The following is a 23,830-nucleotide window of genomic DNA, read 5'->3' as shown; positions in this document are numbered from 1 at the left end:
AACGGCCATCCGTTTCGGGTAAGGACAAGAGTGAGGAACACAACCAAAGGAGGATTCGCTATGAACGCCAATGCCTTTTTGGAGGCTGTACGCAGCCGCCGTACGATCTACAGCATTAGCAAGGATACACAAGTGGGCCAAGAACGGATTGAGCAGATCGTCAGGGAAGCGGTGAAGCATACGCCATCCGCCTTCAACTCGCAGAGTGCGCGGGTGCTTGTGCTGTTCGGAGAACAGCATGACAAGCTGTGGGATATTACCCTCGGAGTGCTGAAGGCCATCGTGCCGCCTGACAGCTTCGCATCGACGGAGAAGCGCATCGGCAGCTTCCGGGCAGGCTATGGTTCCATCCTGTATTTCGAGGACCAATCCGATGTGGAAGCCTTGCAGGCGAAGTTCCCTTCCTATGCCGAACGCTTCCCGACCTGGTCACAGCAATCCAGCGGCATGCTGCAGTACGTGATCTGGACGGCCCTGGAGCTCGAAGGGCTCGGCGCCTCGCTGCAGCACTACAATCCGCTGATCGACGAGTTGGTCCGGTCGGAATGGGACATCCCCGCCACATGGCAGCTCATCGCGCAGATGCCGTTCGGCCAGCCGGCAGCGCCTCCGGGGGACAAGGAATTCAAGCCGGTCGACGAGAGGGTCAAGGTTCACCAATAAGAACGTTGAGGTAGGAGAGGAGCTGTGGGCTGCAGCTCCTCTTGTTCATGTGGTGATCCCCCTTCTTCGGGGGAAGAGAGCGGGATGGAAGCCGCCGGGTAAACTATGGTAAGATCTAGGGGAACAATAGGAATGGTAATTGAAAGGAGAAACGGCGCATGGCTTCTTATGAAATCCGCTCTTATACCGATGGTTTCGAAATCTACGAAGGACTCGAGACTTCCACGAAGTCCTGGTTCAAGATCGCACCCGAACGCGGAGGCATCGTCCTCTCTTACGGGGCGGACGGAGAAGAACTGTTGTACCTGGACAAGGCTACCTTCTATGACGAGAAGGCGAACATCCGGGGCGGCATTCCCGTCCTCTTCCCCATCTCCGGCCAGCTGGCCGAGGGCACTTATACGTGGAAGGGCCAGACTTACACCATGAAGAATCACGGCGTCGCCCGCACCTCCCCCTGGACGGTGGAGAGCACGGATACCAACGACGGCGCATCGATTACTCTGACTCTCGGCAGCAATGAGGAGACGAAGGCTTCGTATCCCTTCGATTTTCTGCTCCGCTTTACATACCGCCTCAAGGAGGGAGACCTGACCGTCGACCAGGAGTATCACAACCTCTCCCAGGACGAGATGCCGATGTACCCCGGCTTCCATCCTTACTTTGCCGCCGACCGCAAAGCGCTGGCCTACGAGACCGATGCTACCCGGTACTACGATTATAACGACGGGGAAGAGAAGCCGTATGAAGGACGCGCGGTCGATCTCGACCAGCTGCCAGAATCCGTCGTCTTCCTAGATGCGAAGCGGAGGGACATCACATTCTCGCCGAGAGAGCAGACGGTCATCCGCTTATCCTATGGCGAAGAGTTCAAATATGTGGTGCTCTGGTCCGTCGCCGGCAAAGATTTCGTCTGCGTGGAGCCCTGGATGGCGAAGACGGACGAGCTGAACCGGGGAGACGAGCTTACGCTCGTGCCGCCCGGCGGCGTGCTGAAGACGACCCTGCAGATCGGCCGCATCCATCTGTAGAATCGCATATTTCCCGTAGATGAGGGGAGCAGCAGGCATTCATTGGCAGATTCAAGCCAAGAAGCTTCATGGCTCCCTTCTCTTCGCGGATGAATTTGTCGAATATGTCTGAAAAATCAATAAACGGATCGAGTCCTGCGCTTACCCGGGAAATGAGATCCTCCAAGCTGGAAATAACCCATCTATTCCATTGACTGAGGTGCACCATCATGACGAAAGTACAATCGAGACATCTTGCGGGGATCTCGCTGGCCGTTATGGCCGGCGGACTGGCCGCTACCCTCCCTATTCACACGACAAGCACGGTTGGCCTGCTGCTGCACAGCGGCTTCGAAGCCGGTCTGGTCGGCGGACTGGCCGACTGGTTCGCCGTCACGGCCCTCTTCCGCCACCCGCTCGGGATCCCGATACCGCATACGCGGCTTCTGCCGAAGAACCGCCAGAAGGTGACCAATGCGCTCGTGTCGATGATCGAGACCCATCTGCTCAACAAGGAGAGCATCGAAGCGCGGATCGCCGGCTTCCGCCTGACCTCCAAGGCGCTCGATATCGCGGCAAGCGAGATCCAGCGGGAGGAAGTGCAGGCCGCGATCGCGGGTGTGCTGAAGGACGCGGTCCGCAGCTTCTCCTGGGAGCCGTACCTGCCCTGGATGCAGGAAGAGCTGACCCGTCTAGCCGAAGGGGTCGATCCGCAGCCGATCCTGAATATCGCCGCCGATGAGATCCTAAGCGGCCATCACGACGAGGCGGCGCTCGACTTCCTGCTCGGCAAGGCGGAGCAGTGGGTCGTGCAGGAAGAGACGCGCAAGCTCTTCGGCAACATGTCCATCCGCGCCATCGAACGCATCGAGCTGCAGGGCATGATGTCCTTCGCGGTCAACGCGTTCCTCGGCTTCGTTAATGAGGACAAGCTCGGGGGCATCCTGCAGAACCTGCTCCTGTCGAACATCGAGAATCTCCGCATCGAAGGCCACCCGAACCGGGAGAAGCTGCTCGGGGCGATCCGCCGCGAGGTCGACGGGATGCGGGAGAGCGAAGGCTTGCTGGCTGCCCTGGAGGGCTGGAAGACGAAGCTCATCGGCGCCCTGCTCACCCCGGAACGCCTCACCGGCGTGCTTGGAAGCCTGCAGGGCAATCTGCTCGGGGCGCTGGAACAGCCGGACTTCGTCTCCCGCTATATCGTTCCTCTGGTCACCCGGTATATCGATAAGCTGCGGGGGGACGAAGAGACACTCGCCGCTTCGGACCGGTGGATCCGAGGCAAAGTCATGCATTACATCGAAGAGAACCACTCGGTCATCGGCCGCCTGGTCCGCGAGAACGTCGACAAGCTCGACGACGAGACGCTCATCGCCATGATCGAAGACAAGGCCGGCAACGATCTGCAGTGGATCCGGGTGAACGGCGCGATCTGCGGGTTCCTGATCGGCGTGGCCATCGAAGGCGTCCGCTTCCTGTTCTAGGCGCCGCGCTCAGATGGATTCGCGGCCTTGGTCTTGAGCCGGGAGCAGGTGCTCTACCGCCTCAAGCACAAGCCGGTAGTAGGCGGGGGGATGAGGCACCAGCATCTCCGGGGTTACCGTCAGGACAGCCGGCACGAGCTTGCCCTCGCCGGACAGCACCGCCCCCTCTAGTGCCGCAGAGGTGAACGTTCCCCCGGCCAGCCTGCGGAAGAGCGGGAGCGGCATCCGGTACAATCCGGTGACCTCCTCCTCCTGGAGACGGTAAGAGCTGAGCTCCCGGCTTAGGGGCAGCAGGAACACGTGGCAGAACTCCCGGTCCATCCTTCCGCCGGGAAGCTCGTCTTCTTCCGCGAATATTCCGCAGGAAATAAGTGCATCGAAGGAGACGTCCACTCCGAGCTCCTCTTGAAGCTCGCGCACGCCGTCCTCTACCCGTTCACCGGCTGCCAGATGTCCAGCGCAGGAGATATCGAGCAGCCCGGGGAACGTATCCTTCCCGGGATGACGTTCTTGAAAGAGAATGCTCCCCTCCCCTGCCGGCACCGCCTCATCCCATATCCAGCATTGAAAGGTGCTGTGCCACAGACCCTTGGCATGAACCTCCGACCGGGAAGCCGTACCCGCCGGCTTCATATCCTTATCATAGATGTCGAATCGCTCTTCCTGTACGGTCATATCCGTATTCCTCCTGTTATGCGCTGCAGCGAACGGCCTCCTGTGCCGTTGTCAGCCCTGCAGACGTGTAGTATGATGGTGTGTAAAGTTTTCGCGCTGCGGGAGCCCCGCAGGTTCTGCGCAGCGATCTCAAAGGAGTCTGACGAACATGAGTGTCCATGAAGCCATTACAAAGCATACCCGCAAACAGAACGCCCACCTGGAGCAGTTCCTGAAGCTTGAAGAGCTGCGCGAGCAGGCCATTGCCGAGGCCGTCCGTCTCTGCTCCGAAGGCAAGCCGTTCGGGGTCGAAGGGATCAACGCCTGCACCGGCCGGATCAATGCCCATGCGACCCAAGGCATTTCGCCGACCCGCGCTTATGTTACGGCCGCGATGATCGAGGAGTTTGTCCGCCGCTCCAGGTAAGCGACTTTTCCTTGGCGGAGCCTGCCGCAGGAAGAGTCCCCGTACTCCCCTCCGTCCTTGACCGGCATGACAGCATGCCGCAGGACGCCGGGGGACTTCCTCCGGAGCTGCTGCTGCGCCTCACTCCCGCGTTATGGCCGTAGGGCCGGTCCATCGGATTCCGTCGGTGGAACCCTATGCCCGGCTTCTTTCGCATGCCTTTTGACCGGACTGCGGCTTCCATTCACTCGGGTGGAGAAATCGCAGTGCTAAGCAGCTATTTGTTTACATAATATTTACTATGTAACTTATAATCTCTTCATACGCTTAAGAACTTCGTGATATACAGGGCCTTATCCTTTAAGGAGCGGTCGCGGCGGCCCTCTCTTCCCGCAGGTATTTTTTTGCGAATCGCGAAGCTCGGATGTTATGATGAACATACCATCCCATCTCTTTCCAGGAGGTTGTTCACATGATGTATTCTAGATTCAAACCGCTATTTCAAGGGATTGTGTTCGTCCTTACCCTCCTGGGTCTATACACGATTGGCGCATCCCTCTATGATATTTTCTTTTAATTCGGCCAACGCTTCCTGTTCGCTCCTTTACAAGGAACTGCTTTTTAACCCTGTCCCCTCCGCATAGTCCAGTACCACATCTTCCCGTTCGGATATCCGAGCTTATTCACCCGGTCATGAACATGTTCGCCCTCCGCCGCATTTTCCCCTTCTTGAAGGACCGCCCGACTTACGATCTGTATAATCGGGCTTGTCCCTCCCACCCAAATGTTCATTGGTCCCAGTCACATGGCAGGATTTATGCTTACTCTGTAGAATAAAAGGGGTGAGGTGAGATGGAAATGTCCGAATCAAGGGCACTGCATACGGATACCGAACTGTTCGCCGCCTCCCTCTTCCAGCTGTGCGTTACGGTCTGGGAACGGACGGCCGATGATATTCCCGTGCGCATCGAGGATGGGGGCGTCATCGAACGGTTTACGCCGAACAGCGTCAAAATTAACGGCGCTTACTATATGCGAAGCGAATGCGAATTCCGGGTCGGTGTGGGGGATGCTCCCTCGCTGGAAGACCACTGAACGCATGATGTCTGCCTGCTGCGGGGGACGCAGATAAAAAGCAGAAGAAAGCCTGGTACGGCATCTCTTCTGCTCTTTGGCGTTCCTCTATTTAAGGGCCTTGATCAAAAAACGGGAGGCGTTGGTCCGGATGCCTTGGGCTGTCCCGTACTCCTCTACGAAGGCGTCCAGCCGGGCAAGGTCGTGCCCGCACTCGCCGAAGCCGGGAATAATCGGCGTATGCGTCAGGAGAAAGAGCAGGTCCTCGTACCGCTCGTAAGTTTCGGTCACATCGGATTCCGTACACTCGACACGAGAGAAGCCGGCCTCCTGCAGCTCTTGCACATAACGCCGCATCAGCGTGCCCTCTTCAGCCCCTTCGTGCTGGCCCCGCCCGAAGAAGGCCTTCAGATTGCTCTTATCCCGCTCGCCCACCTGCTGTGTGAGGAATACGCCTCCCGGAGCGAGCACTCTTTGGGCCTCGGAGGCCGAGAAAGGCGAATGCCGGCAGGTAATCATATCAAAGAATCCGTCCGGAAAGTGCAAAGAGCCGGCATCCATCTGCAGGAAGCGCACAGGCTTTTCCCGACACCGTGCCCCATTGCTTATGGCCGTCTCGATCATGGCCGGGGACTGGTCGATCCCGACCGCGAGCCGCGCTTGGTCCGCGAAGTTCAGCAGGGCTTCGCCTCCGCCCGTCCCGATGTCCAGGACGAGGCTGCGTTGCCCGAGCACCCCCGCGGCCTCCCGGTACAGATCCACCCCTTGCGCATCCGCCGTACACCGCACCCTGCTGAAATCCCAGCCGTTCATCGAGCCTGCTGTGTCATAGAACGATCTATCGTTTGGTTCCTGTACCATCGTCGTGAGCATCCTTTCCGTTGTGCGAAAGTCCGTAAGCCTGAAGGGCCGGTCATGCGCCGATGTGCCGATCCCCCGTACCTACAGGTACGCAGGCATCTAGAACATGCCAGGCGGCCGCCGGCTCCAGCTCCGGCTTCCGGTGAATGTACCTTCCTTCCGTTCCACATACGTCCCGGACGCTCTCAGCCACGTTCATCCTGCTCAAGGGCAGACTTCTCCCTTGATAGCCGGTACGCGTTGCTGCCGGCCCGGGAACTAGCTGCTTCGAACGGTACGGAAGATCATCCGGTTCACCCCATCCTGGAAAAGTTACCCTGATTATACAGCGGGACCTCCGGGTCGTGCAACGGATGCACGGCCCTAGAGGTCCCGCTAGATTGGATATGACGCAGTTACCTATTTGTTTTGATTGCTTATTTACTTACTCGGTTAATTATTTGCTCGCTTACTTACTCATTGAAGTAAAATCCGCTTCTGCGCTCCGGTCCGCTTGGGCAAGCGAACGGTGGTACCCTTTCATGTAATAGATGCCCGCCATGAGAATCAGGAACAGCGGCCCCACTACCAAGGCGATGCGTGTCTCCGGGAAGTAAGCCATGAGGCATACGACGACGAAGAGGAACGCCAGGCACACATACGAAGCGACCGGGAACAGTGGCATCCGGTATGACAGGCCGGCCAGCTCCTGCTGCGGCAGCCTCTTGCGGAAGCGGATCTGCGCGACGAGAATCATCGCCCAAGTCCAGATGGCACCGAAGGTGGAGATGCTCGTAACCCAGACGAATACTTTCTCCGGCACAATATAATTGAGCACGACGCCGATGACCAGGGCCACGGCGGAAGCGAGGATTGCGAAGCCCGGCACGCCGCTCTTGGTCAGCTGCCCGAAGCGGGGTGCCGCTTCCCCTTGGCGAGAGAGGTTGAAGAGCATGCGGCCGGTGCTGAAGATGCCGCTGTTGCAGGAAGACAAGGCCGCGGTCAATACCACGAAGTTAATGATGCCGGCAGCCGCACCGATGCCGAGCTTCTCGAACATGAGCACGAACGGGCTGCCCTGTTGGCCGATCTCGTTCCACGGATAGATCGACATGATGACGAACAAGGCCCCGACGTAGAAGATCAAGATGCGCCAGAAGACGGTGTCGATCGCCCTGGCGAGCGTCTTGCGCGGATTCTGCACCTCGCCGGCCGTCACGCCGATCATCTCGATGCCGAGGTAAGCGAAGAAGACCATCTGCAGCGACATCAGCACCCCTTGGATGCCGTTCGGGAAGAAGCCCCCGTGCTGCCACAGATTGCTGATGCCGATCGCCACGCCTCCGTTGCCGAAGCCGAAGAGGATCAGCGCGAAGCCCATGACGATCATGAACAGAATCGTGACGATCTTGATGAGCGCGAACCAGAATTCGAACTCGCCGTACGCCTTCACTGCGACGAGATTGACCGCTGACATGAGGATAAGGGCGCCCAGTGCCCACAGCCAGCGCGGCGTGCCGGGGAACCAGTATTCCATATAGATCCCTACGGCCGTAATCTCGGCCATGCAGGTGACGATCCACAGGAACCAGTAGTTCCAACCGGTGAGATAACCGAAGACCGGTGAGATGTAGTTCCGCGCGTATCGGGAGAACGACCCGGCAACCGGCTGGTGGATCGCCATCTCCCCGAGCGCCCTCATAATGAAGAACATGACCAGCCCCGCAAGGCCGTAGGCCAAGAGGATACCGGGACCCGCCAGCTTGATGGCCGAGGCGGAGCCAAGGAACAGGCCCACCCCGATGGCCGCTCCGAGGGACATCAGCGTGATGTGCCGCTCCTCGAGGCCGCGGTGCAATTCAGTTGTCGTTTCCTTTTTCATAGAACCTTCCTCCCTGATATCGGTGCGCTATGTACTTTTGTAAGCGGTTACTACCTTGATGTAATGCATATTACCACAGCCGAACGCACTCCACTTTGTTGCTTACCCCAAACTTGGGACAGCCTATTTGTGAATAATCACGAATCCTGCCGAATAAAAGATGTGCATGCGCCCGAAATACTCTATAATACTTAAGTGAATTCCAGACAAATTATACATACAAAGGTGCTTAAATCCGTATGACCCTATCTTCTGACGAACGCTGGTTTCAGCGGAGCTTCGACTCCCTGGAAGAGCTTGCGGATGCGATCAGCGAAGTGCTGCGCTGCCCGGTCACGATCGAAGACCCAGGCTTCCGTCTGCTCGCTTACAGTTCGCATACCCCAAGTACCGATTCCGCCCGCATCGCCACGATCATCTCGCGCAAAGTGCCGGATCACGTCATCGCTTCCCTATGGAAGGAAGGCGTCATTACGCGGCTCATGGAGAGCGACGATCCGGTGCGCATTCCCGCCATCGCCGAAGTGGGCCTCGGCCCCCGCGTGGCCGTCTCGATCCGCAAGAACGGTATCGTACTCGGCCACATCTGGGTGATCGAAGAGAACCGGTCGCTCAGCGAGGACGATCTCCAGCAGCTGCTCAAAGGCGTCGGTGCCGCCCGGACGAAGCTGCTGCAGCACCAGACCCAGCGACGCAAGGAGCAGATGAGCCACCAGGACTTCTTCTGGCAGCTTCTGACGGGACACTTGCGCTCGCATGAAGCCGCCGCGGAGAAGGCTGCCCGGCTGCAGGTTTCGCTGCCCCCGTCGTTCATGACGGCGATCCTGCAGTTCGAGCGCGAGCTGCCCGAGAAGCTCGGCAGCGAGATCCCTTACCTCCTCTCCGCTGCCGGACGGGCCCGCTTCCCCTTGTTCGCTGTGCACAGGCACCAGCTGATTCTCTTAGCGGAGTGCCGGGATGCCCGGTCGCTGCTCGACCTCGAAGAGTCGCTCTCCCAGCTCGGGCGGCTGCTGCAGGAGCGCAGCCCGCTCGGCACGCCGGCCTGCGGCTGCAGCCTGGCCTACGCCGACTATGCCCGGATCGAGCAGAGCTACCGGGAAGCGCAGATGGTGCTCGGCATCAAATCGCGGTTCCCGGAGGAGACCTCGCAGATTCTTTTTTATAGAGAGCTGGGCTTCTACCGGTGGCTCCCGCTTTTCCACGAGCATAACGGGGCCAACCGGTATACGAACCCGTCTCTCGAGAAGCTGCGGGCTTACGACCGGGAGCATCACGGCTCCCTGATCGAGACGCTGGAGGCCTATCTGTCCTGCGACAGTAATATGAAGGAAGCGGCCGAGCGGCTACACATCCATGCGAATTCCCTGGCCTACCGGCTCAAGCGGATTGCCGATATCGGCGGTATTGACCTCGGCAGCATGGACCAGAAGGTGACGCTATACCTGGACCTCAAGACCGAGAAGCTCATGCCGGACAAGCCATGAAAGCGTTTGTGTAAAAAACACAAAGCCGTCCTCCGATTTTCTCCGTTCTTCACAATGCGGCGGCTGCGGTTCCCCTCTATACTGACCTTAGGTCAGAACGAACCCTTAAGGAGGCCGCAAGCCATGATTATCGGAGTACCCAAAGAAATTAAAAATAACGAAAACCGCGTCGCCATTACACCCGCAGGGGTGCTCGCCTTCGTGAAAGCCGGACATGCCGTCCTCGTCGAACAGGGCGCCGGACTCGGCAGCTCCTTCACGGACGCCGATTATACGGCAGCAGGTGCGGAGATCGTCCCCGCCGCCGCCGATGCCTGGAACCGCGCCGACATGGTCATGAAGGTCAAAGAACCGCTGGCCCAGGAGTACGTTCACTTCCGTGAAGGCCTCGTTCTCTTCACCTACCTTCACCTCGCGGCCGAACCGGAGCTGGCCCGTGCGCTGACGGAGAAGAAAGTGACCGCCATCGCCTACGAGACGGTCGAAGTGAACCGCACGCTTCCTCTTCTGACGCCGATGAGCGAAGTGGCGGGCCGCATGTCCGCCCAGATCGGCGCCCAGTTTCTCGAGAAGTCGAAGGGCGGCCAAGGCATTCTGCTCGGCGGCGTGCCTGGCGTGAAGCCAGCTAAGGTCACGATCATCGGCGGCGGAGTCGTCGGCACCAATGCAGCCAAAATCGCCAGCGGCCTCGGCGCCGACGTCACGATCATGGACCTCAGCCCCGAGCGGCTGCGCCAGCTCAGCGATATTTTCGGCTCATCCGTGAAGACGCTCGTATCGAATCCGTACACGATCGCCGAAGAAGTCGCGGCAAGCGACCTGGTCATCGGCGCGGTGCTGATCCCGGGTGCGCGCGCTCCGAAGCTCGTCACCGAAGAGATGGTGAAGACGATGAAGGCGGGCTCGGTCATCGTGGACGTCGCGATCGACCAAGGAGGCATCGTCGAGACAGCCGACCGCATCACGACGCATGACGCTCCGACGTATGTGAAGCACGGCGTGCTCCACTACGCGGTCGCCAACATGCCGGGCGCCGTGCCCCGCACCTCGACGATCGCCCTGACGAACGTAACCGTGCCATATGCTCTCCAGATTGCGAAGCAGGGCGTGTTCGGGGCGATCAAGAACAACCGGACGCTGCTCCTCGGCGTCAACACCGCCGCAGGCAGCGTCACGTACGAAGCTGTAGCGAAGGATCTCGGATACACTTATGTGCCGGTAGAGAAAGCGCTGGAGCGCGAGCTCGCCACCGTTTGACCATTGGATAAATAATAACACGAATCCGTAAGCACCGGTAGGAACCCAAAGTCCCCCAGTCGGCAGGCCTGGGGGACTTTGGGTTCGATGCCGCGAAGGAGGCAGGAACATCATGACGCTAGGGTATCGGGACACTTGGGCCGAGATTTCGCTCGATGCGATCGAACACAACACCCGGATGACGAAGGCGGCGCTAACCCCCTCCTGCCGGTTCATGGCCGTCGTGAAGGCGGACGGGTACGGCCACGGCGCGGCGGAGACGGCACGTGCCGCCCTGCGGGGCGGGGCAGATTATCTGGCCGTCGCCTTCGTCGACGAGGGCCTGCAGCTGCGCCGCGCCGGCATCACCGCGCCCGTGCTCGTGCTGGGTTACACCCCGCCTCACGCCGTTGAAGCAGCCGTCCGGTACGGACTGACGCTGACCGTCTTCACCGATGATGTCCTGGCGGAAGCCATCGCCTGTACCGACAGGCTCGCGATGCCCCTGCCCGTCCACTTCAAAGTGGATACGGGCATGACGCGCATCGGCGTCACATCGGCCGCCGACCTCGTGCGGCTCGTCCGTACGGCCTCGGCTTCCCGCTATGTGCTGGCCGAAGGGCTCTTCACGCACTTCGCCTGTGCGGACGGGCCCGACGACGCCTACACCCGCGAGCAGTTCGCCGCCTTCGACGCCTGCCGGGACGCGCTTCGGGAGAGCGGCCTGCATGTGCCGCTGCACCACTGCTGCAATTCGGCCGCGACGCTTCGCTACCCGGAGCTGCATCTGGACATGGTCCGCTTCGGTATCTCCCTCTACGGGCTGATGCCCTCGGAGGACTGCCGCGAATACGGGCGCTATCTCATTGCAGCCATGTCGCTGCGTACGCGCATCGTCTCTCTGCGCCGCATCCCGGCAGGCCGCACGGTAAGCTATGGCGGCACTTTCACCGCGCAGCGCGAGACGCTGATCGCCACGCTGCCGGCGGGCTACGCCGACGGGCTCTCCCGGCGCCTCTCCGGCCGGGGCTGCGCCCTGCTCCGCGGGCAGCGGGCTCCCATCGCCGGGCGCGTCTGCATGGACCAGACGATGCTCGACGTCACCGATGTGCCGGGCGTGGAGCTAGGGGACGAAGTGACCCTCTTCGGCCTCGCGGGCGGCAGCGTGCTTCCCGTCGACGAAGTGGCGGAGCTCATGGAGACGATCCCATACGAGACCGTGTGCCTCATCGGCAAGCGGGTGCCTCGCGTCTATACCCGCGGCGGGCGGATCACCAGCACGTGGAACGGACTGCTGTAAGGAGCCGGTCCAACACCAGGCGGCGGCACATCTATGCCGCTGCCCTCCTCTTGCGGGGCGCCTTCGCGCCGGCCATTTGCCGAAGCGAAGGCGCCCTTGCTTTATGTGAACAGGCATCGCTTGAATTATCGGAGTGGAGTGTACCCTGCCCCTCAAGGTCCGCCGGGGCGCTATACCTTGGTGGCCGTGATCGAGATCAGGTTCATATACTTCCCGTCATCCGCATGGAGCAGCGGGATATTGCCGCGAGCATGGTCGTTGTCGCACTGAAGCCACTCGTGCCAAGCTTTCGAGAAGCAGTGCATTTCTCTTACCGATTCAACGGTAACATGCGGCGACGGCTCCCATAGTTCCCGCCACCAGCGGCAAGTATGCCAATGAATCTCTTCCGTCTCAGAGGGCAAGAACGGCTGCAGCGCCTCGGGCAGGCCTCCACTATACTCCCGCTTTAGCCCCGGTACCGCAATAGCGAGCAGGCCTCCCTCTTTGACCAGCGGTGATAGATGGCTGTCTAAGTAGTGTTCATTCCCCCCGAAATATTGGTAAGCGTCGATGCTAATGACGGCATCAAAATATGCATTCGCAAAAGGCAGACTGCGGGCATCCGCATGAATAGGCACAATTTGTCCGTCCAGACCGAACTCCCGGAATCGTTGGTAGTTGTCCGTTGCACTGATCCATAAATCAGCGGCAAATACGGTGACGCCAAACCTTTGCGCCAAAAAGATGGAGGTAAGCCCGGTCCCGCAGCCCAAATCCAGCACCCGCATCCCTTTATGCAGAGGCAGATCTGCGGTTAATTCCTCGATGATGACCAGAGAACTCGGCCCCATGAGATGGGCTCTTATGAATTCCGCGCTGCCCAGATCCCGTTGGTTCATCGCTCGTCCTCCCCTCCTTTCGCAGCCGGATAGATCCAATAAGTCAAATCTTGATCTTGCTTATCGATTTGAAATCCCAACTTCAACAAGACATGCTTGGAAGCGGTATTGTCATGTGCGCATCTTGCCGCTATGATCTTGACTTCGTCATGACGCAGAGCCCATTCGAGTAAGGTTCGAGCAGCTTCAAAGCAGTACCCCTTGCGGCGGTGGCTGTCATTCGTGGCAAACCCCATTTCGATCCTGCCGTTCTGATCGGGATTTCCTAGAAACCCGATCCCTCCAACAATTTCACGCGTTTCTTTTTCCAATATAATCCACGAATCAAATCCTCTGGTGCCGTTATGCCGGATCCATTGTTCCCGAAAGTAAGGCAATGCCTCCAAAAAATCCGGGCCCGGCCATTCGCCGTTGGTTTTGTAATCCATGGCCTCCAATGCACCGAGATCTTGCCGAGAAGCTGCGTCGATTAACTCCAGATCAAGAGTCTGTAACAGAAGCCGATTCGTTTGAAGTTTCATGCAGGGTCCGCCTCCCAGAGGTTTTCTTTCAGACTACCACAGCCCCTGCAAAATGTAAGGGAAAGAACCGTTGTAACCAAACTGCGCTGCACGTATTCATGAAATGGATTGTACCGCCCCAGATAAGAACATCATCAAAATTGACCCTCTCTAGTAGCATAAAGCGCTGGAGGTGAACAAAACGACTCTCGTCACGCCCCAAGAAGAAAAACGCCTGTCGGCGTCCTTTAAAATCTCTGCGTGCCGTCCATACGTTGGTGCAAAAAAGCGCACACTGCCAATGCAGCATGCGCTCATTCCCGTACATTTCCGTTATACCTCTGGCACTCCGCGGCCTGTACTCTGGCTTACTTGCCTCCGTCCGGCGCGCAGTATCCGTCGCCGCACGCATCGCCGCCCTCGACCACTTGCAGCAAAGACGCTTCGCCCCATGCCTTGTGCAGCGTATCCAGGAACAGGCTGCTCGGCTGGGCGCCGGAGACCGCATACTTGCGGTCGATGACGAAGAACGGCACGCCCCGGACGCCCAGTCTCGCCGCTTCCTCCTCATCTTCCCGCACATTCTGCGCATACGCTCCTCCCGCCAGCGCGGCAGCAGCTTCCTTCGCATCGAGTCCTGCTTCCGAGGCGAGCGCGACCAGCGTCTCATGATGCCCAAGGTGCTTGGAATCCGTAAAGTAAGCCCGGAACAGCCGCTCCGCCAGCTCGTTCCCCTTGCCGTTCCGCGCCGCGAAGTGCGTCAGACGGTGGGCATCGAAGGTGTTCGTCAGGATCATGTCGTCAAAGTTGAACGAGAGTCCGGCCGCCTTTGCCGTTGCCCCTACACGTTCATTGTTGGCGAGAGCCTGCTCGCGGCTCATGCCGTATTTGGCGGCCAGCATATCGTGGACGTCGAAGTCCACATCACGTTCCGCTTGGGGATCCAGCTCGAAGGAACGGAATATCACTTCGACCGATTCCTTATGGGGGAACTGCACCAGCGCCGCTTCAAAATGCCGTTTGCCGATATAGCAGAACGGGCACATAAAATCCGACCAGATTTCGACTTTCATAGTAAGCACAACCTTTCAGGAGTTCTTCCACGGGTCAGGGGACCGATGAGGTTCTTCAGGTGACCAGAGATTCTTGAGGCTTCCCCTTCGACGGCAGCCTGCGATCTGGGCGACATGCCCGCCGGCAGCAAAATAGACATAGCAGGATAACTTCCTTTCGTGTGGAGAAGTACCCGGATTGCCTCTTTACCTGTATCCATTATAGTTACACCATTATCGCTTGTCAACCTTACTCCGATGGAGGCTGTCGTACGATCTCCCCTATTTGCTTTCCCCATACCCGCCTTCTTGCTCCTCTTTGTGGATACACGGCCTTCCGGAAGTAGGATCGGCTTTTCGCTCGGCTTTGGTTCGGCCCCTTCCTCCCAAGTATTGACAAAGATTTAGACCGCATGCATAATAGTCAATGTATTGACTATTTACTTTATTTTCATCGTTCTTATGATCGACTTTTTTGCAAGGAGCGTCCTATGGATTCCAAAGTCAACTTGATTCTGAACCTGCTTCGCGCGTCGGTCCTTCTGAACCGCACAGGCCTGAAGCTCGTGGAAGGCACCGCCATCGCCAGTGTGCAGCAGTGGCAGCTGCTCGGCATCATTGCAGAGAACGAAGGCATCTGCCTCAGCAAGCTCTGCGAGGACACGCTGGTGACCAAGCAGAACATTACGGGACTGGTGGACAGAATGCGCAGGGCGGGTATGATCGAAGCCTGGAGCGATCCGGAGGACAAGCGGATGACCCGGCTCCGGCTGACACCGGACGGTGCCCGGACCCTCGAGGAGATCCGTCCCCGGGCCGAGGCGAGCAACGAGGCGATGCTGGAGGCCTTCAGCGAGGAGGAGTTAGGGCGGTTCGACGAGATGGTGCAGCGTCTCGTGCGCTCACTCCGTGCCCAGTCCGGCGCGTAGAACAGAATCACAGCCCAGAAGAAGGAGCGGATGAACCATGTCTATGAAAGGCAGAACAGCGATCATTACAGGAGCCAGCCGGGGGATCGGCGCCGCCGCGGCCCGGCTGCTTGCCGAACGCGGAGCGAACGTCATCGTGAATTATGCGAGCAGCGCCGACGCAGCGGAGCGTGTGGTGGCTGCCATCCGCAGCCAAGGCGGCAGCGCGGCTGCCATACGGGCCGATGCCCGGAATGCCGCGGAGATGGAAGCGCTCACCAGCGAAGCCGTACGCACCTTCGGGAGTGTGGACATTCTCGTCCACAATGCCGGCATGAGCTTTGCCAAGAAATCCTTCGAGGACATGGCCTGGGAGGAATTTATCCAGAAGACGGATGACGAGCTCCAGGCCGCTTTCGTCTCGACCAAGGCCGTGCTTCCCTATATGAAGGAGCGGCAGTACGGCAGGCTGGTCTATGTGTCGAGCGGGCTGAGCAACCATGCGGGGCAGAACTTCATCGCCCACGGCACGTCGAAGGGCGCCCTGAACAGCTTCGTCCGGTATATCGCCCAGGAACTGGCCGGAGCGGGCATCACGGCGAACACCGTCTCGCCGGGCCTGGTCGAGACCGATGCGACCGCCTCCATTCCTGAAGCGTTCAAGCAGCAGCAGGCCTCCTGGATTCCGCTCGGCCGCATCGGTCAGCCGGAGGATATCGCGAAGGCGATCGCCTTCTATGCCAGTGACGACAGCGCCTACATCACGGGAGCCTATCTTCCGGTCAGCGGCGGAGGCGAGATGAATTAACGGAACGGGGGAAGAGCCTGCTGCAGGAAATCTCCCGCCGCAGGGGATATCACTTCGGAGCCCGGCCCCTCACCTAGTTGTTGAGGTGCCCTGCCGTTGAAGTCCTCTCCCCCTGGCCTCCACTTCATCCGCCGCCGAGGGGTACTGATATTTCGGAATACCGGTTTTCCGGTATTTTCGCTTTCCGGGATTCCGGCATACTGAATTCCGGTACAGGCCCCATTCCGCTGCCTCGAAGGCCGCCACAGCAAATACCCGCCGGTATACTCTGTCCCGGCGGGTATTTGCTGTAAGCCAAAGCGTGCATCGGAGCTGCCGTTCCGTAGTAAGCGCATCTCCATGCTGCTGACCGGAACCTCGCTTGTACAAGAGCCGGATGCGCGGTTAGCGGCAACCTCCCGGCCAGCAGCCACCCTTGTCACTCCGCAAGCTCCTGCCCCTTCGTTTCCTTGCCAAGGAACAGCACCGCAAGCGCACCGATCACAATCGCCGCGAAGAACAGACTGAAGATCGCGGGAATGCCTACCGAGCGGGCCACGAGCATGCCGACGAGGAACGGGGCGATCACCCCGCCGACCCTGCCGAAGGAGGCGGCCAGTCCAACGCCGGTCGAGCGGACCGAGGTCGGGTAGAGCTCGGGCGTGTAGGCGTACAAGCCTCCCCAGGCGCCGAGATTGAAGAAGGAGAGGCAGAAGCCCGCGGCGAGCAGCATGCCTTCCGTCTGCGCATTGCCGAACCAGATCGCGCTGAGCGCCGTCAGGAACAGATACCCGGCAATCACGAATTTGCGGCCGAATTTCTCAATGAAATACGCGGCGGTAAAGTAGCCCGGCAGCTGCGCGATCGTCATCAGCAGCACATACTGGAAGCTCTTCACCAGGGTGAAGCCCTTCAGCATCATCACGCTCGGCAGCCAGAGGAACATGCCGTAGTAGGAGAAGACCACGGTGAACCACAGGGTCCACAGCATGATCGTCGACCGGCGGTGCTCCGGCGACCAGACCTCGGCGATCCGCTCCCGGAAGGGGGTCCGCTGCGCGCGGTTCAAGAACCGCTTCGGCTCCTCGATTGCCTGCCGCAGATAGAGCGCATACAGCGCCGGCACGGCGCCGACCGCGAAGCCCGCCTGCCAGCCGTACTTCGGAATGACGAAGTACGCGATGAGCGCCGCCGCCAGCCACCCGCCGGCCCAGAAGCTCTCGAGGAGCACGACGGCCCGCCCTCTCTCCCGGGCCGGCACCGACTCCGATACGAGCGTGGAGGCTACAGGCAGCTCACCGCCTAAGCCTACGCCGGCAATGAAGCGCAGGACGCACAGCACCGCGAAGCCGGTGGCCAGGGCCGACAGTCCAGTCGCAGCCGAGAAGAGCAGCAGCGTCCAGAGCAGGATGGCCTTGCGCCCGTACCGGTCGGCCAGAAGCCCGGCTAGGGCGGCCCCGACCACCATCCCGACCGAGTTGATGCTCGTGAACAGGCCGACCTGCTGGGGGGTCAGGTGCCACTGCACGGCAAGCGCCGCAGCGATGAAAGAGATCAGACCGATATCCATTGCGTCGAATAACCAGCTCAGTCCTGCCGAGAACAGCAGCTTGCGCTGTTTGGGATCTTGCCATACCTCCAAGCGGTTCATGGTCTTCACTCCTTCTCTTATTCCTTATGCATAACCAACACGGAGGAAGTTTAACCATGCTTCGCCCCAAGCCATCTCCCCTTATTCACTCCCCTCTCCCAAACCGTTCCATACGCCCTCCGCAATCGGCTGCCAGACCGTACCCTATGTCCTCTGCCTGCTTCACAAGAATCAAGCACCTGTATACGGATGAGGAAGGAGCCGCCCCCATTCTACCACTCTATCTCAAGGGCAGGTAAAGTCAAGTAGAAGGCCGTCCCTTGACCAAGCTCGCTCTCCGCCCAGATCCGCCCGCCGTGCCGGGTGACCAGCTCCCTGCAGATGGACAGGCCCAGACCGCTGCCCGTGGAATCTTCCCCGCGATAAGCGCGTTCGAAGATACGGGCCAAATCCCGCGGCGCAATCCCTACCCCATCGTCACGGACGCTGTAGCAAGCTTCCCGGGTATCCGCCAAATAAACGGCCGACACCTGTATCCGGGTGCCGGGCGGGTTGTGCCGGATCGCGTTCGTAAACAAATTGCCCAGCACCTGCTCCATCCGCCCGGGATCTGCCATCACATAGTAGCCGGGATCCGCGGGCAGCTCCACAGTCAGAAGGCCGCTGAAGCCCGCATGCCGCAGGTCCGTCTCGTACTGCACGTACAGCCGCTTGATCAGAGCATCCGCCGCAATGGGCTCGGGAGAGAAGGAGAGTGCTTCCTCATCCCTTGTACTCAGCTGCACGAGATCGGCCATCAGCCGTCGCAGGCCGGCAACTTTGGCATGGATCACCTGCAGTACCTGCCGCTGCTCGGCCGCTCCTTTCATCGTGCCGTCGAGCAGGGCCGACACGTAGCCCTGGATCGTCGTCATCGGCGTGCCGAGATCATGGGAGATGCCCTGGAGGAGGTGCCTTCGGGCCATTTCCATCCGGGAGAGGTCGCGCGTCCGCTCTTCCACCTGCCGCTCCAGCTCCTCAACCATGCGGGATTGGGCCATCGAGATCGCGGCCTGGGCGGAGAGCATTTCGATCGTATGGAGGCGGCCGGACGTAAAGACATGCGGCGTCTTGCGGTTCTCGAGATAGAGTACGGCCAGCATACGGCCCTGCTGCCGGATCGGCATGCACAGCACCGACCGGGGGCGGACGCCCTGCAGGTACGCATCGCGCCCAAAAGCCGCCTCGAGCGTTCCGCTGTCCCCTGGCACACGCTGCTGCGTGCGGATCGTGTAGCGGAGGAGAGACACCGGAAGGCCAAGCTCGGGATCGCCGGCCGGGACGGCCTCCAAGGGGGTCGAGCCGAGCCGGATGTGCACACGCAGGCTCGGAGCCTCATGTTCGGAGCGTGCTGCCGCTGACCCTGCAGCCGGCTCTCCTGCCCCCCGTCCCACAGGAACACCGCTCCAAGCAGGCAGGACAGCAGCACTCCCGCCTCTCTCCTTGTCCGCTTCCGTATACCCCGGCGCCCTGCTGCCCGCACTTTCCGGACCGGTATCCCTCACGTCATCCTTCCAGCCGGACCGTCCAAGTGCGCTCTTCCCTTGGTCTTGATCTCGATCACGATTCCGATCACGATTTCTATCTCGATTTCTATCACGATCTCTATCACGATTTCGATCACGATCACCATCGCAATCTCCTAATGCCCCGTCCGCCCAGACCTCCCATTGCCCTTCCGTGCCGGACTCTACACCTCCGGCGGCAGGCCCGCCATCACCGGAGCCTCCCACAGTCCCCAGCGCCTCGATACTCCAGCCCTGCACACCAGGCAGCAGGAGGGCCCCCCGGTCCGCTCCCGATACCGTGAGCATCAGTCGCATCAACTGCTCCAGCAGAGGCGGCAGGGAGACCTCGCTCGAGAGCAGGCGGGAGGCATGCAGCACGGCGGACAGATCTAGTGCATCAGCCAGGCCTGCGGTCAAGGGCGCACCTTCCGGCCCAGTGCCGAAGGCGGTAGAGCCTGAATCCTCCTCCGGGCTCTCCAGGAACTCGGCACGGAAGAGCGACTGCAGGTGCACAGCCTTGGCCTCGGCGCCCCACCGCTGGTAGGCCCGGACCGTCCGCCGGGCGAACATGGCCGCCGCCGTGCCAAGCCCCTGCTCCGCCAGATAGAGCGCCGTCCGCTCGAGAATCAGCGCTTCGTGCCGGAGCAGCCCGCTCCCGGCAGCAGCCTCCAAGGAGGCTTGGTACAATCGGAGCGCTTCCCGTACGCGTCCGCCCGCACGCTCACGCTCTGCCTGCAGCAGCAGGCAAGCATGCCCGAAGTTGGCTTCATTCTGCTCTGCATACCGCCGCAGGCGCCCGAGGCAGGAATGCAGCTGGCGCTTCAGCCGGCGGCGTGTGCGTATCCTTGCAGCTCCCGCACGTGTCCATTCCGCCGCCGCAGCCAAACCGCACAGCAGGTAATAATCCGCGGTGGTGTAATGGCCGGAGGCGTAGCGGAGCCACTTGCCGGCCTGTGCACCGTACTTCAGCGCCTCCGCGTAATCATGGAACAAGCAGGCATGCCACATCTGCCTGCTGTAATACTCGTATAGAAGAAGCATCTTGCCCTGCTTCTCCCATGTACGGATAGTCCGTTGTTCCTCATCCGGGCGGATCCCGAGCAGGCAGGAGCCCGGCTCCTTCCCCCGGAGCCGCATGGCGGTGCTCCGCATGAGCCCGAGCATCAGCTCCACATCCCCATTCTGCAGACGCCGCACGGCCTCCAGATCGCACTCTATCCGCCCGAGCAGTTCCGGCAGCGGCAGGCCGGCGTATTCCTCCATCGTATGGAGCGCCAGCAGCGCGTAGGCCGCGAACAGCGCATCGCCTTCTTCCATCGCTTGGCGGTATAGCTGCTGCAGCGGCGCGATCGATGCCGTGAGCGGCTCGTACCATGGACGGACATAGACCTGCTCCGTGAGTTCGCTCCTGGCCCGGAAGGACTGGTGCACGGACGGCTCTAGCGCAGCCGCAGCCGCAGCCTCGGCCGCCACGCCGCCCAGCCGGAAGTCCCCCCATTTGCCGATCAGCATTCCCGCCAGGTTGATAAGGCCGTACCGGGACACCGAGGAATTCCCGTGCTGAAGCGTATAGCCCGCCAGCTTGATGGAGTTGAGCGCGCCCAGCTTGCGGTTCACGAAGAAGGTGGGCACGACCAGCGCAGCATGCAGCTGGACCGTAAGAACGGCTTCGTCGCCGGACAGCCACGGCAGCCGGAGCCGGCCGCCGGCAGATCGTGCGGCGAACCGCCGGCGCAGAGAATAGGCCTCTATCAGCATGACCGCATCGCGCGGTTCTTCCGCCAGCACCGTGCCGAGCAGCCGCAGCCCCCGGACCGCAGTGCGGATCGCCTCCGTATACAGCCCCTTCTGCGTCTGCAGCACGGCCAGCGTATAACACACCTGCGCCTGCTGCACCAGTGTCCGGGCCTCCTGCCCCATGCGGCGCAGCACGCTCTCCGCTTCGCCGACGCTGCCGAGCATGTATAAGGCACCTGCGTAGTCCAGCTCCAGCTCGAAGCGCTGCCCGTGAGGCAATCTCCCGGCCTCAGCGGGATATTCGTGCAGAGCCAGCGACAGATGCCGCAGCGCCAGATCGAAGGCCCCGCACCGTGCAGCCTCCCTGCCGGCTCTTGCGCTCAGCTCCACGCACCGGCGGATCTCCTCGGGATCCGTCCACAACCTGCGGCTCTCGCCCAGGTGATGGGCCAGGCGGAACAGCTCTGCCCCCTCCGCCAGTTCTCCCGTCTGCCTGTACAGGCACCGGGCAATCGCTTGGTGCGTCCGTTCGCGCTCGGCTTCCCCCGTCTGCGCGTAGAAATAATCCGCGATCTCCTGATGGCTGAACCGGCACCGGCTGTCCACAGCCCCCTCTGCCGCAGGTGACCCGGAAGCACGGCGTGATCCCATATCCCGATGGGTACCCATATCCCCGTGCGACCCCATATCCCGATGGGTACCCATATCCCCGTGCGACCCCATATCCCGATGGGTACCCATATCACGATGTGACTCCATATCACGATGTGACCCCATATCACGAAGGATCCAGCCGCTCTCCAGCGCCTGCTGCATCATCGCCTCCCAGTCCGGCACCGGCACCTCTGCGCTGCCGAGCAGTGAGACCGCCAAGCGAAAGTCGAAGTTCTCCCCCCAGCAGGCGGCTATCCGCAGAGCGGTGACCAGCGGGCCGGGCAGGCGCTGCTGCCGGATGCGCAGCAGATCCGGCAGCAGACCCTCACCCATCTCCCGCCGGATCCGCTCTTCGCTCCAGCTCCATCCGCTCCCCGCCTCATGCCTCAAGTGGCCGGCCGCATACAGCGTCTGCAGATACTGGTGTACATGCAGCGGGAAGCCGCCGGTCTTGTCCCATACCGCTCCGGCGAGCGAGACCGTCTCATGCTCCTCCCGGCCGGTCACCTCTGCAAGCATCTCGTTCACATGATCGACCCGGAGCGGCAGGATCTGCACCTCCGACAGCTCCTGCCGCTCCCGCAGCACTTCTAGTAGAGAGGGCACCGTCCCCTCGCCGGCTCCAGTACGGACCGTGCCTACGAGCAGCAGTCCGGGCTGATCTCCCCAAGCCCCCTCTTCCAGCCACCGCAGCGAACCCGAGTCGGCCCACTGCAGGTCCTCGAGGCACAGCAGGAGGGCCTGTCCGGGTTCCGCTGCGATCCGCAGCCACCCGCGGATCGCATAATGCAGCCGCTGCTGCCGGTCCTGATGCGGCAGCAGCGGCTCATAGGGCTGCGCTCCGGTGATCCATTCCAGCTCGGGGACGAGCTCGAGGATCAGCCCGAGGCTGCCGCCCATGCCGGAGAACAGGCGCTCCTTCCAGCGGAGGATCTCGCCGCCCTCCAGGGTGAGAATGCGCCGGACCCAGCCTGCGATCGCCTGGCGGATGCCCCCGTAGGGCACCCCGGCCCTCATTTTGTCCCAGGATCCGCTCAGAATGACGGCCTCCGGATGGGTATGCAGGACCTCTTCGCAGAATGCGCGGAGCACGGAGGACTTGCCGACCCCCGCCGCTCCGGACAGCAGCACGAAGCGGGAGCCGGATACCGATCCTTCCGTCTGCCGGAGAAGCCCCAGCAGGTACTGCAGCTCTGCCGAGCGTCCGAGGCACTGCGGCAGGGTGAGCACCGGCGGAGCATCCGATGCCCCGAGTGGAAAGGCAGGGATATCCCCCGCCGTCCGCAGGTGCTCCAGGCAGCGGTGCAGATCTCGCGCAAGTCCTCCGGCGCTCGCATACCGGGCTGCCGGGTCCTTCGCCAGACACTTCATCACCACACCGGACAGCGGGGCCGGAGTATCCGCCCGCAGCGTCTCGGGGCGCCGGGGCGTCAAGGCCACATGGGCATAGAGCAGTCCCGCCGCATCTTCCGCCAGGAAGGGCGGCCGGCCCGTCAGCGCTTCGTAGAACAACGCGCCGAGTGAATAGACATTGCTGGGCGGACCGATCCCGTGGTCCATTCGCCCGGTCTGCTCCGGCGAGAGATAGAGCAGGGAATCGCCGGTCTCCTCGTCCGGACCCGCCGCCGGCAGCTGCGCATCCAAGGTGCGGATTCCGGGATCGGCCAGTTCCGCCGTATGAGCTTCCGGATGTATCCGAAAGGACGCAGGGCACAGACACCAGAGCATCCGCCCCGACCGGTGAATCTCCTCTACGGCCTGGGCTGCAGAGACGGCAAAAGATAGAACGTCTTCGAGCGGGCTATAAAGAAAGCGCTTACCATATGCGGTTTCGGCATCCCCGGTCGGCCGGTCCCCCGGAACGGCCGCTCCATACTCCAGGAGGCCCGGTCGGGTCAGCGATGACAGCTCCGGCCCCGCCGTCCTCTCCCGATGCGGCGTCCCTGCTCCTGCCGTCTGCCGCAGGAAGCCCTGCTCCGTGAGGCTGGCCGCCTCTCTCACTGCCGCTGCCTCCAGGCCCTCGGGACCGGCGCTCCCGGCGTCCCCCTGGCCGCCCTCAGGGCAGCATTCTCCCCTATGCCGCTGTGCTCCGCCGCCGGGCGTCGCATCGGCCTGTCCCTTCCTCCGCATCCTCGTCCCC

At 61.2% G+C, this 23,830-nt stretch carries 19 protein-coding genes; 10 read left to right on the top strand and 9 right to left on the bottom strand.

Going from position 1 to position 23,830, the window contains the following annotated elements:
- The first annotated feature begins 60 nt into the window (after positions 1-60).
- The 3 genes from O9H32_RS20040 (at position 61) to O9H32_RS20030 (ending at position 3,157) form a co-directional block, all read left to right on the top strand.
- Positions 61-663 (top strand): nitroreductase family protein, encoded by a 603-nt coding sequence (locus O9H32_RS20040; protein ID WP_269867908.1) that lies wholly within the window; start codon positions 61-63, stop codon positions 661-663.
- Positions 664-821: 158 nt separating this feature from the next.
- A complete protein-coding gene (locus O9H32_RS20035; protein ID WP_269867907.1) occupies positions 822-1,694 on the top strand; it encodes an aldose epimerase family protein in 873 nt (290 codons plus the stop codon).
- A gap of 209 nt (positions 1,695-1,903) precedes the next feature.
- A complete protein-coding gene (locus tag O9H32_RS20030; RefSeq protein WP_269867906.1) occupies positions 1,904-3,157 on the top strand; it encodes a DUF445 domain-containing protein in 1,254 nt (417 codons plus the stop codon).
- A gap of 9 nt (positions 3,158-3,166) precedes the next feature.
- On the opposite strand, the gene O9H32_RS20025 is transcribed toward O9H32_RS20030, so the two are convergent.
- The gene (locus O9H32_RS20025) at positions 3,167-3,832 is read right to left on the bottom strand and encodes an NUDIX hydrolase (RefSeq protein ID WP_269867905.1); all 666 of its coding nucleotides are present in this window, start codon (positions 3,830-3,832) and stop codon (positions 3,167-3,169) included.
- Positions 3,833-3,980: 148 nt separating this feature from the next.
- On the opposite strand from O9H32_RS20025, the gene O9H32_RS20020 reads away from it, so the two are divergent.
- Both O9H32_RS20020 and O9H32_RS20015 read left to right on the top strand, forming a co-directional pair.
- Positions 3,981-4,238, top strand: coding sequence for a YpbS family protein (locus O9H32_RS20020; protein ID WP_269867904.1), 258 nt, complete (start codon positions 3,981-3,983; stop codon positions 4,236-4,238).
- Positions 4,239-5,075: 837 nt separating this feature from the next.
- Complete coding sequence (locus tag O9H32_RS20015) at positions 5,076-5,312, top strand: hypothetical protein (protein ID WP_269867903.1); 237 nt, start codon at positions 5,076-5,078, stop codon at positions 5,310-5,312.
- Between the two features lie 87 nt (positions 5,313-5,399).
- On the opposite strand, the gene O9H32_RS20010 is transcribed toward O9H32_RS20015, so the two are convergent.
- The 3 genes from O9H32_RS20010 to O9H32_RS20000 form a co-directional block, all read right to left on the bottom strand.
- Positions 5,400-6,152, bottom strand: coding sequence for a class I SAM-dependent methyltransferase (locus O9H32_RS20010; protein ID WP_269867902.1), 753 nt, complete (start codon positions 6,150-6,152; stop codon positions 5,400-5,402).
- Between the two features lie 52 nt (positions 6,153-6,204).
- Positions 6,205-6,360 carry a hypothetical protein gene (locus O9H32_RS20005; RefSeq protein ID WP_269867901.1) on the bottom strand — a complete coding sequence of 52 codons (156 nt, stop codon included), beginning with the start codon at positions 6,358-6,360 and terminating at the stop codon, positions 6,205-6,207.
- A gap of 240 nt (positions 6,361-6,600) precedes the next feature.
- Positions 6,601-8,013: an amino acid permease gene (locus O9H32_RS20000; RefSeq protein WP_269867900.1), complete on the bottom strand. Its 1,413-nt coding sequence runs from the start codon at positions 8,011-8,013 to the stop codon at positions 6,601-6,603.
- A 239-nt stretch (positions 8,014-8,252) separates the two neighbouring features.
- On the opposite strand from O9H32_RS20000, the gene O9H32_RS19995 reads away from it, so the two are divergent.
- The 3 genes from O9H32_RS19995 to alr all read left to right on the top strand — a co-directional run bounded on the left by O9H32_RS19995 (position 8,253) and on the right by alr (position 12,033).
- Complete coding sequence (locus tag O9H32_RS19995; RefSeq protein WP_269867899.1) at positions 8,253-9,497, top strand: PucR family transcriptional regulator; 1,245 nt, start codon at positions 8,253-8,255, stop codon at positions 9,495-9,497.
- A gap of 123 nt (positions 9,498-9,620) precedes the next feature.
- Positions 9,621-10,754 (top strand): alanine dehydrogenase, encoded by a 1,134-nt coding sequence (ald, locus tag O9H32_RS19990; RefSeq protein ID WP_269867898.1) that lies wholly within the window; start codon positions 9,621-9,623, stop codon positions 10,752-10,754.
- A 112-nt stretch (positions 10,755-10,866) separates the two neighbouring features.
- Positions 10,867-12,033 (top strand): alanine racemase, encoded by a 1,167-nt coding sequence (alr, locus tag O9H32_RS19985; protein ID WP_269867897.1) that lies wholly within the window; start codon positions 10,867-10,869, stop codon positions 12,031-12,033.
- Between the two features lie 170 nt (positions 12,034-12,203).
- Here the strand turns inward: alr and O9H32_RS19980 are convergent, their stop codons facing one another.
- The 3 genes from O9H32_RS19980 to O9H32_RS19970 form a co-directional block, all read right to left on the bottom strand.
- Positions 12,204-12,914: an SAM-dependent methyltransferase gene (locus O9H32_RS19980; protein WP_269867896.1), complete on the bottom strand. Its 711-nt coding sequence runs from the start codon at positions 12,912-12,914 to the stop codon at positions 12,204-12,206.
- Positions 12,911-13,435: a GNAT family N-acetyltransferase gene (locus tag O9H32_RS19975; protein ID WP_269867895.1), complete on the bottom strand. Its 525-nt coding sequence runs from the start codon at positions 13,433-13,435 to the stop codon at positions 12,911-12,913. Before O9H32_RS19975 ends, O9H32_RS19980 begins: the two co-directional genes overlap by 4 nt.
- Before the next feature lie 347 nt (positions 13,436-13,782).
- Entirely contained in the window at positions 13,783-14,487 is a 705-nt protein-coding gene (locus tag O9H32_RS19970; RefSeq protein WP_269867894.1) for a DsbA family oxidoreductase, read from the bottom strand.
- Between the two features lie 470 nt (positions 14,488-14,957).
- On the opposite strand from O9H32_RS19970, the gene O9H32_RS19965 reads away from it, so the two are divergent.
- Together O9H32_RS19965 and O9H32_RS19960 are read left to right on the top strand one after the other, a co-directional pair.
- The gene (locus O9H32_RS19965) at positions 14,958-15,395 is read left to right on the top strand and encodes a MarR family winged helix-turn-helix transcriptional regulator (RefSeq protein ID WP_269867893.1); all 438 of its coding nucleotides are present in this window, start codon (positions 14,958-14,960) and stop codon (positions 15,393-15,395) included.
- A gap of 37 nt (positions 15,396-15,432) precedes the next feature.
- Positions 15,433-16,182, top strand: a complete 750-nt coding sequence (locus O9H32_RS19960) for an SDR family NAD(P)-dependent oxidoreductase (protein WP_269867892.1) — start codon at positions 15,433-15,435, stop codon at positions 16,180-16,182.
- A 418-nt stretch (positions 16,183-16,600) separates the two neighbouring features.
- Here the strand turns inward: O9H32_RS19960 and O9H32_RS19955 are convergent, their stop codons facing one another.
- Together O9H32_RS19955 and O9H32_RS19950 are read right to left on the bottom strand one after the other, a co-directional pair.
- Positions 16,601-17,812: an MFS transporter gene (locus tag O9H32_RS19955; protein WP_269867891.1), complete on the bottom strand. Its 1,212-nt coding sequence runs from the start codon at positions 17,810-17,812 to the stop codon at positions 16,601-16,603.
- Positions 17,813-18,024: 212 nt separating this feature from the next.
- A complete protein-coding gene (locus O9H32_RS19950) occupies positions 18,025-23,820 on the bottom strand; it encodes an ATP-binding protein (protein WP_269867890.1) in 5,796 nt (1,931 codons plus the stop codon).
- Between the last annotated feature and the right edge of the window lie 10 nt (positions 23,821-23,830).

This window comes from Paenibacillus caseinilyticus (genome assembly GCF_027533645.1).
Lineage (GTDB): Bacteria > Bacillota > Bacilli > Paenibacillales > NBRC-103111 > Paenibacillus_G > Paenibacillus_G caseinilyticus.
The sequence above is the reverse complement of the archived record's forward strand: the minus strand, read 5'-3'. Positions and strand labels throughout refer to the sequence as shown.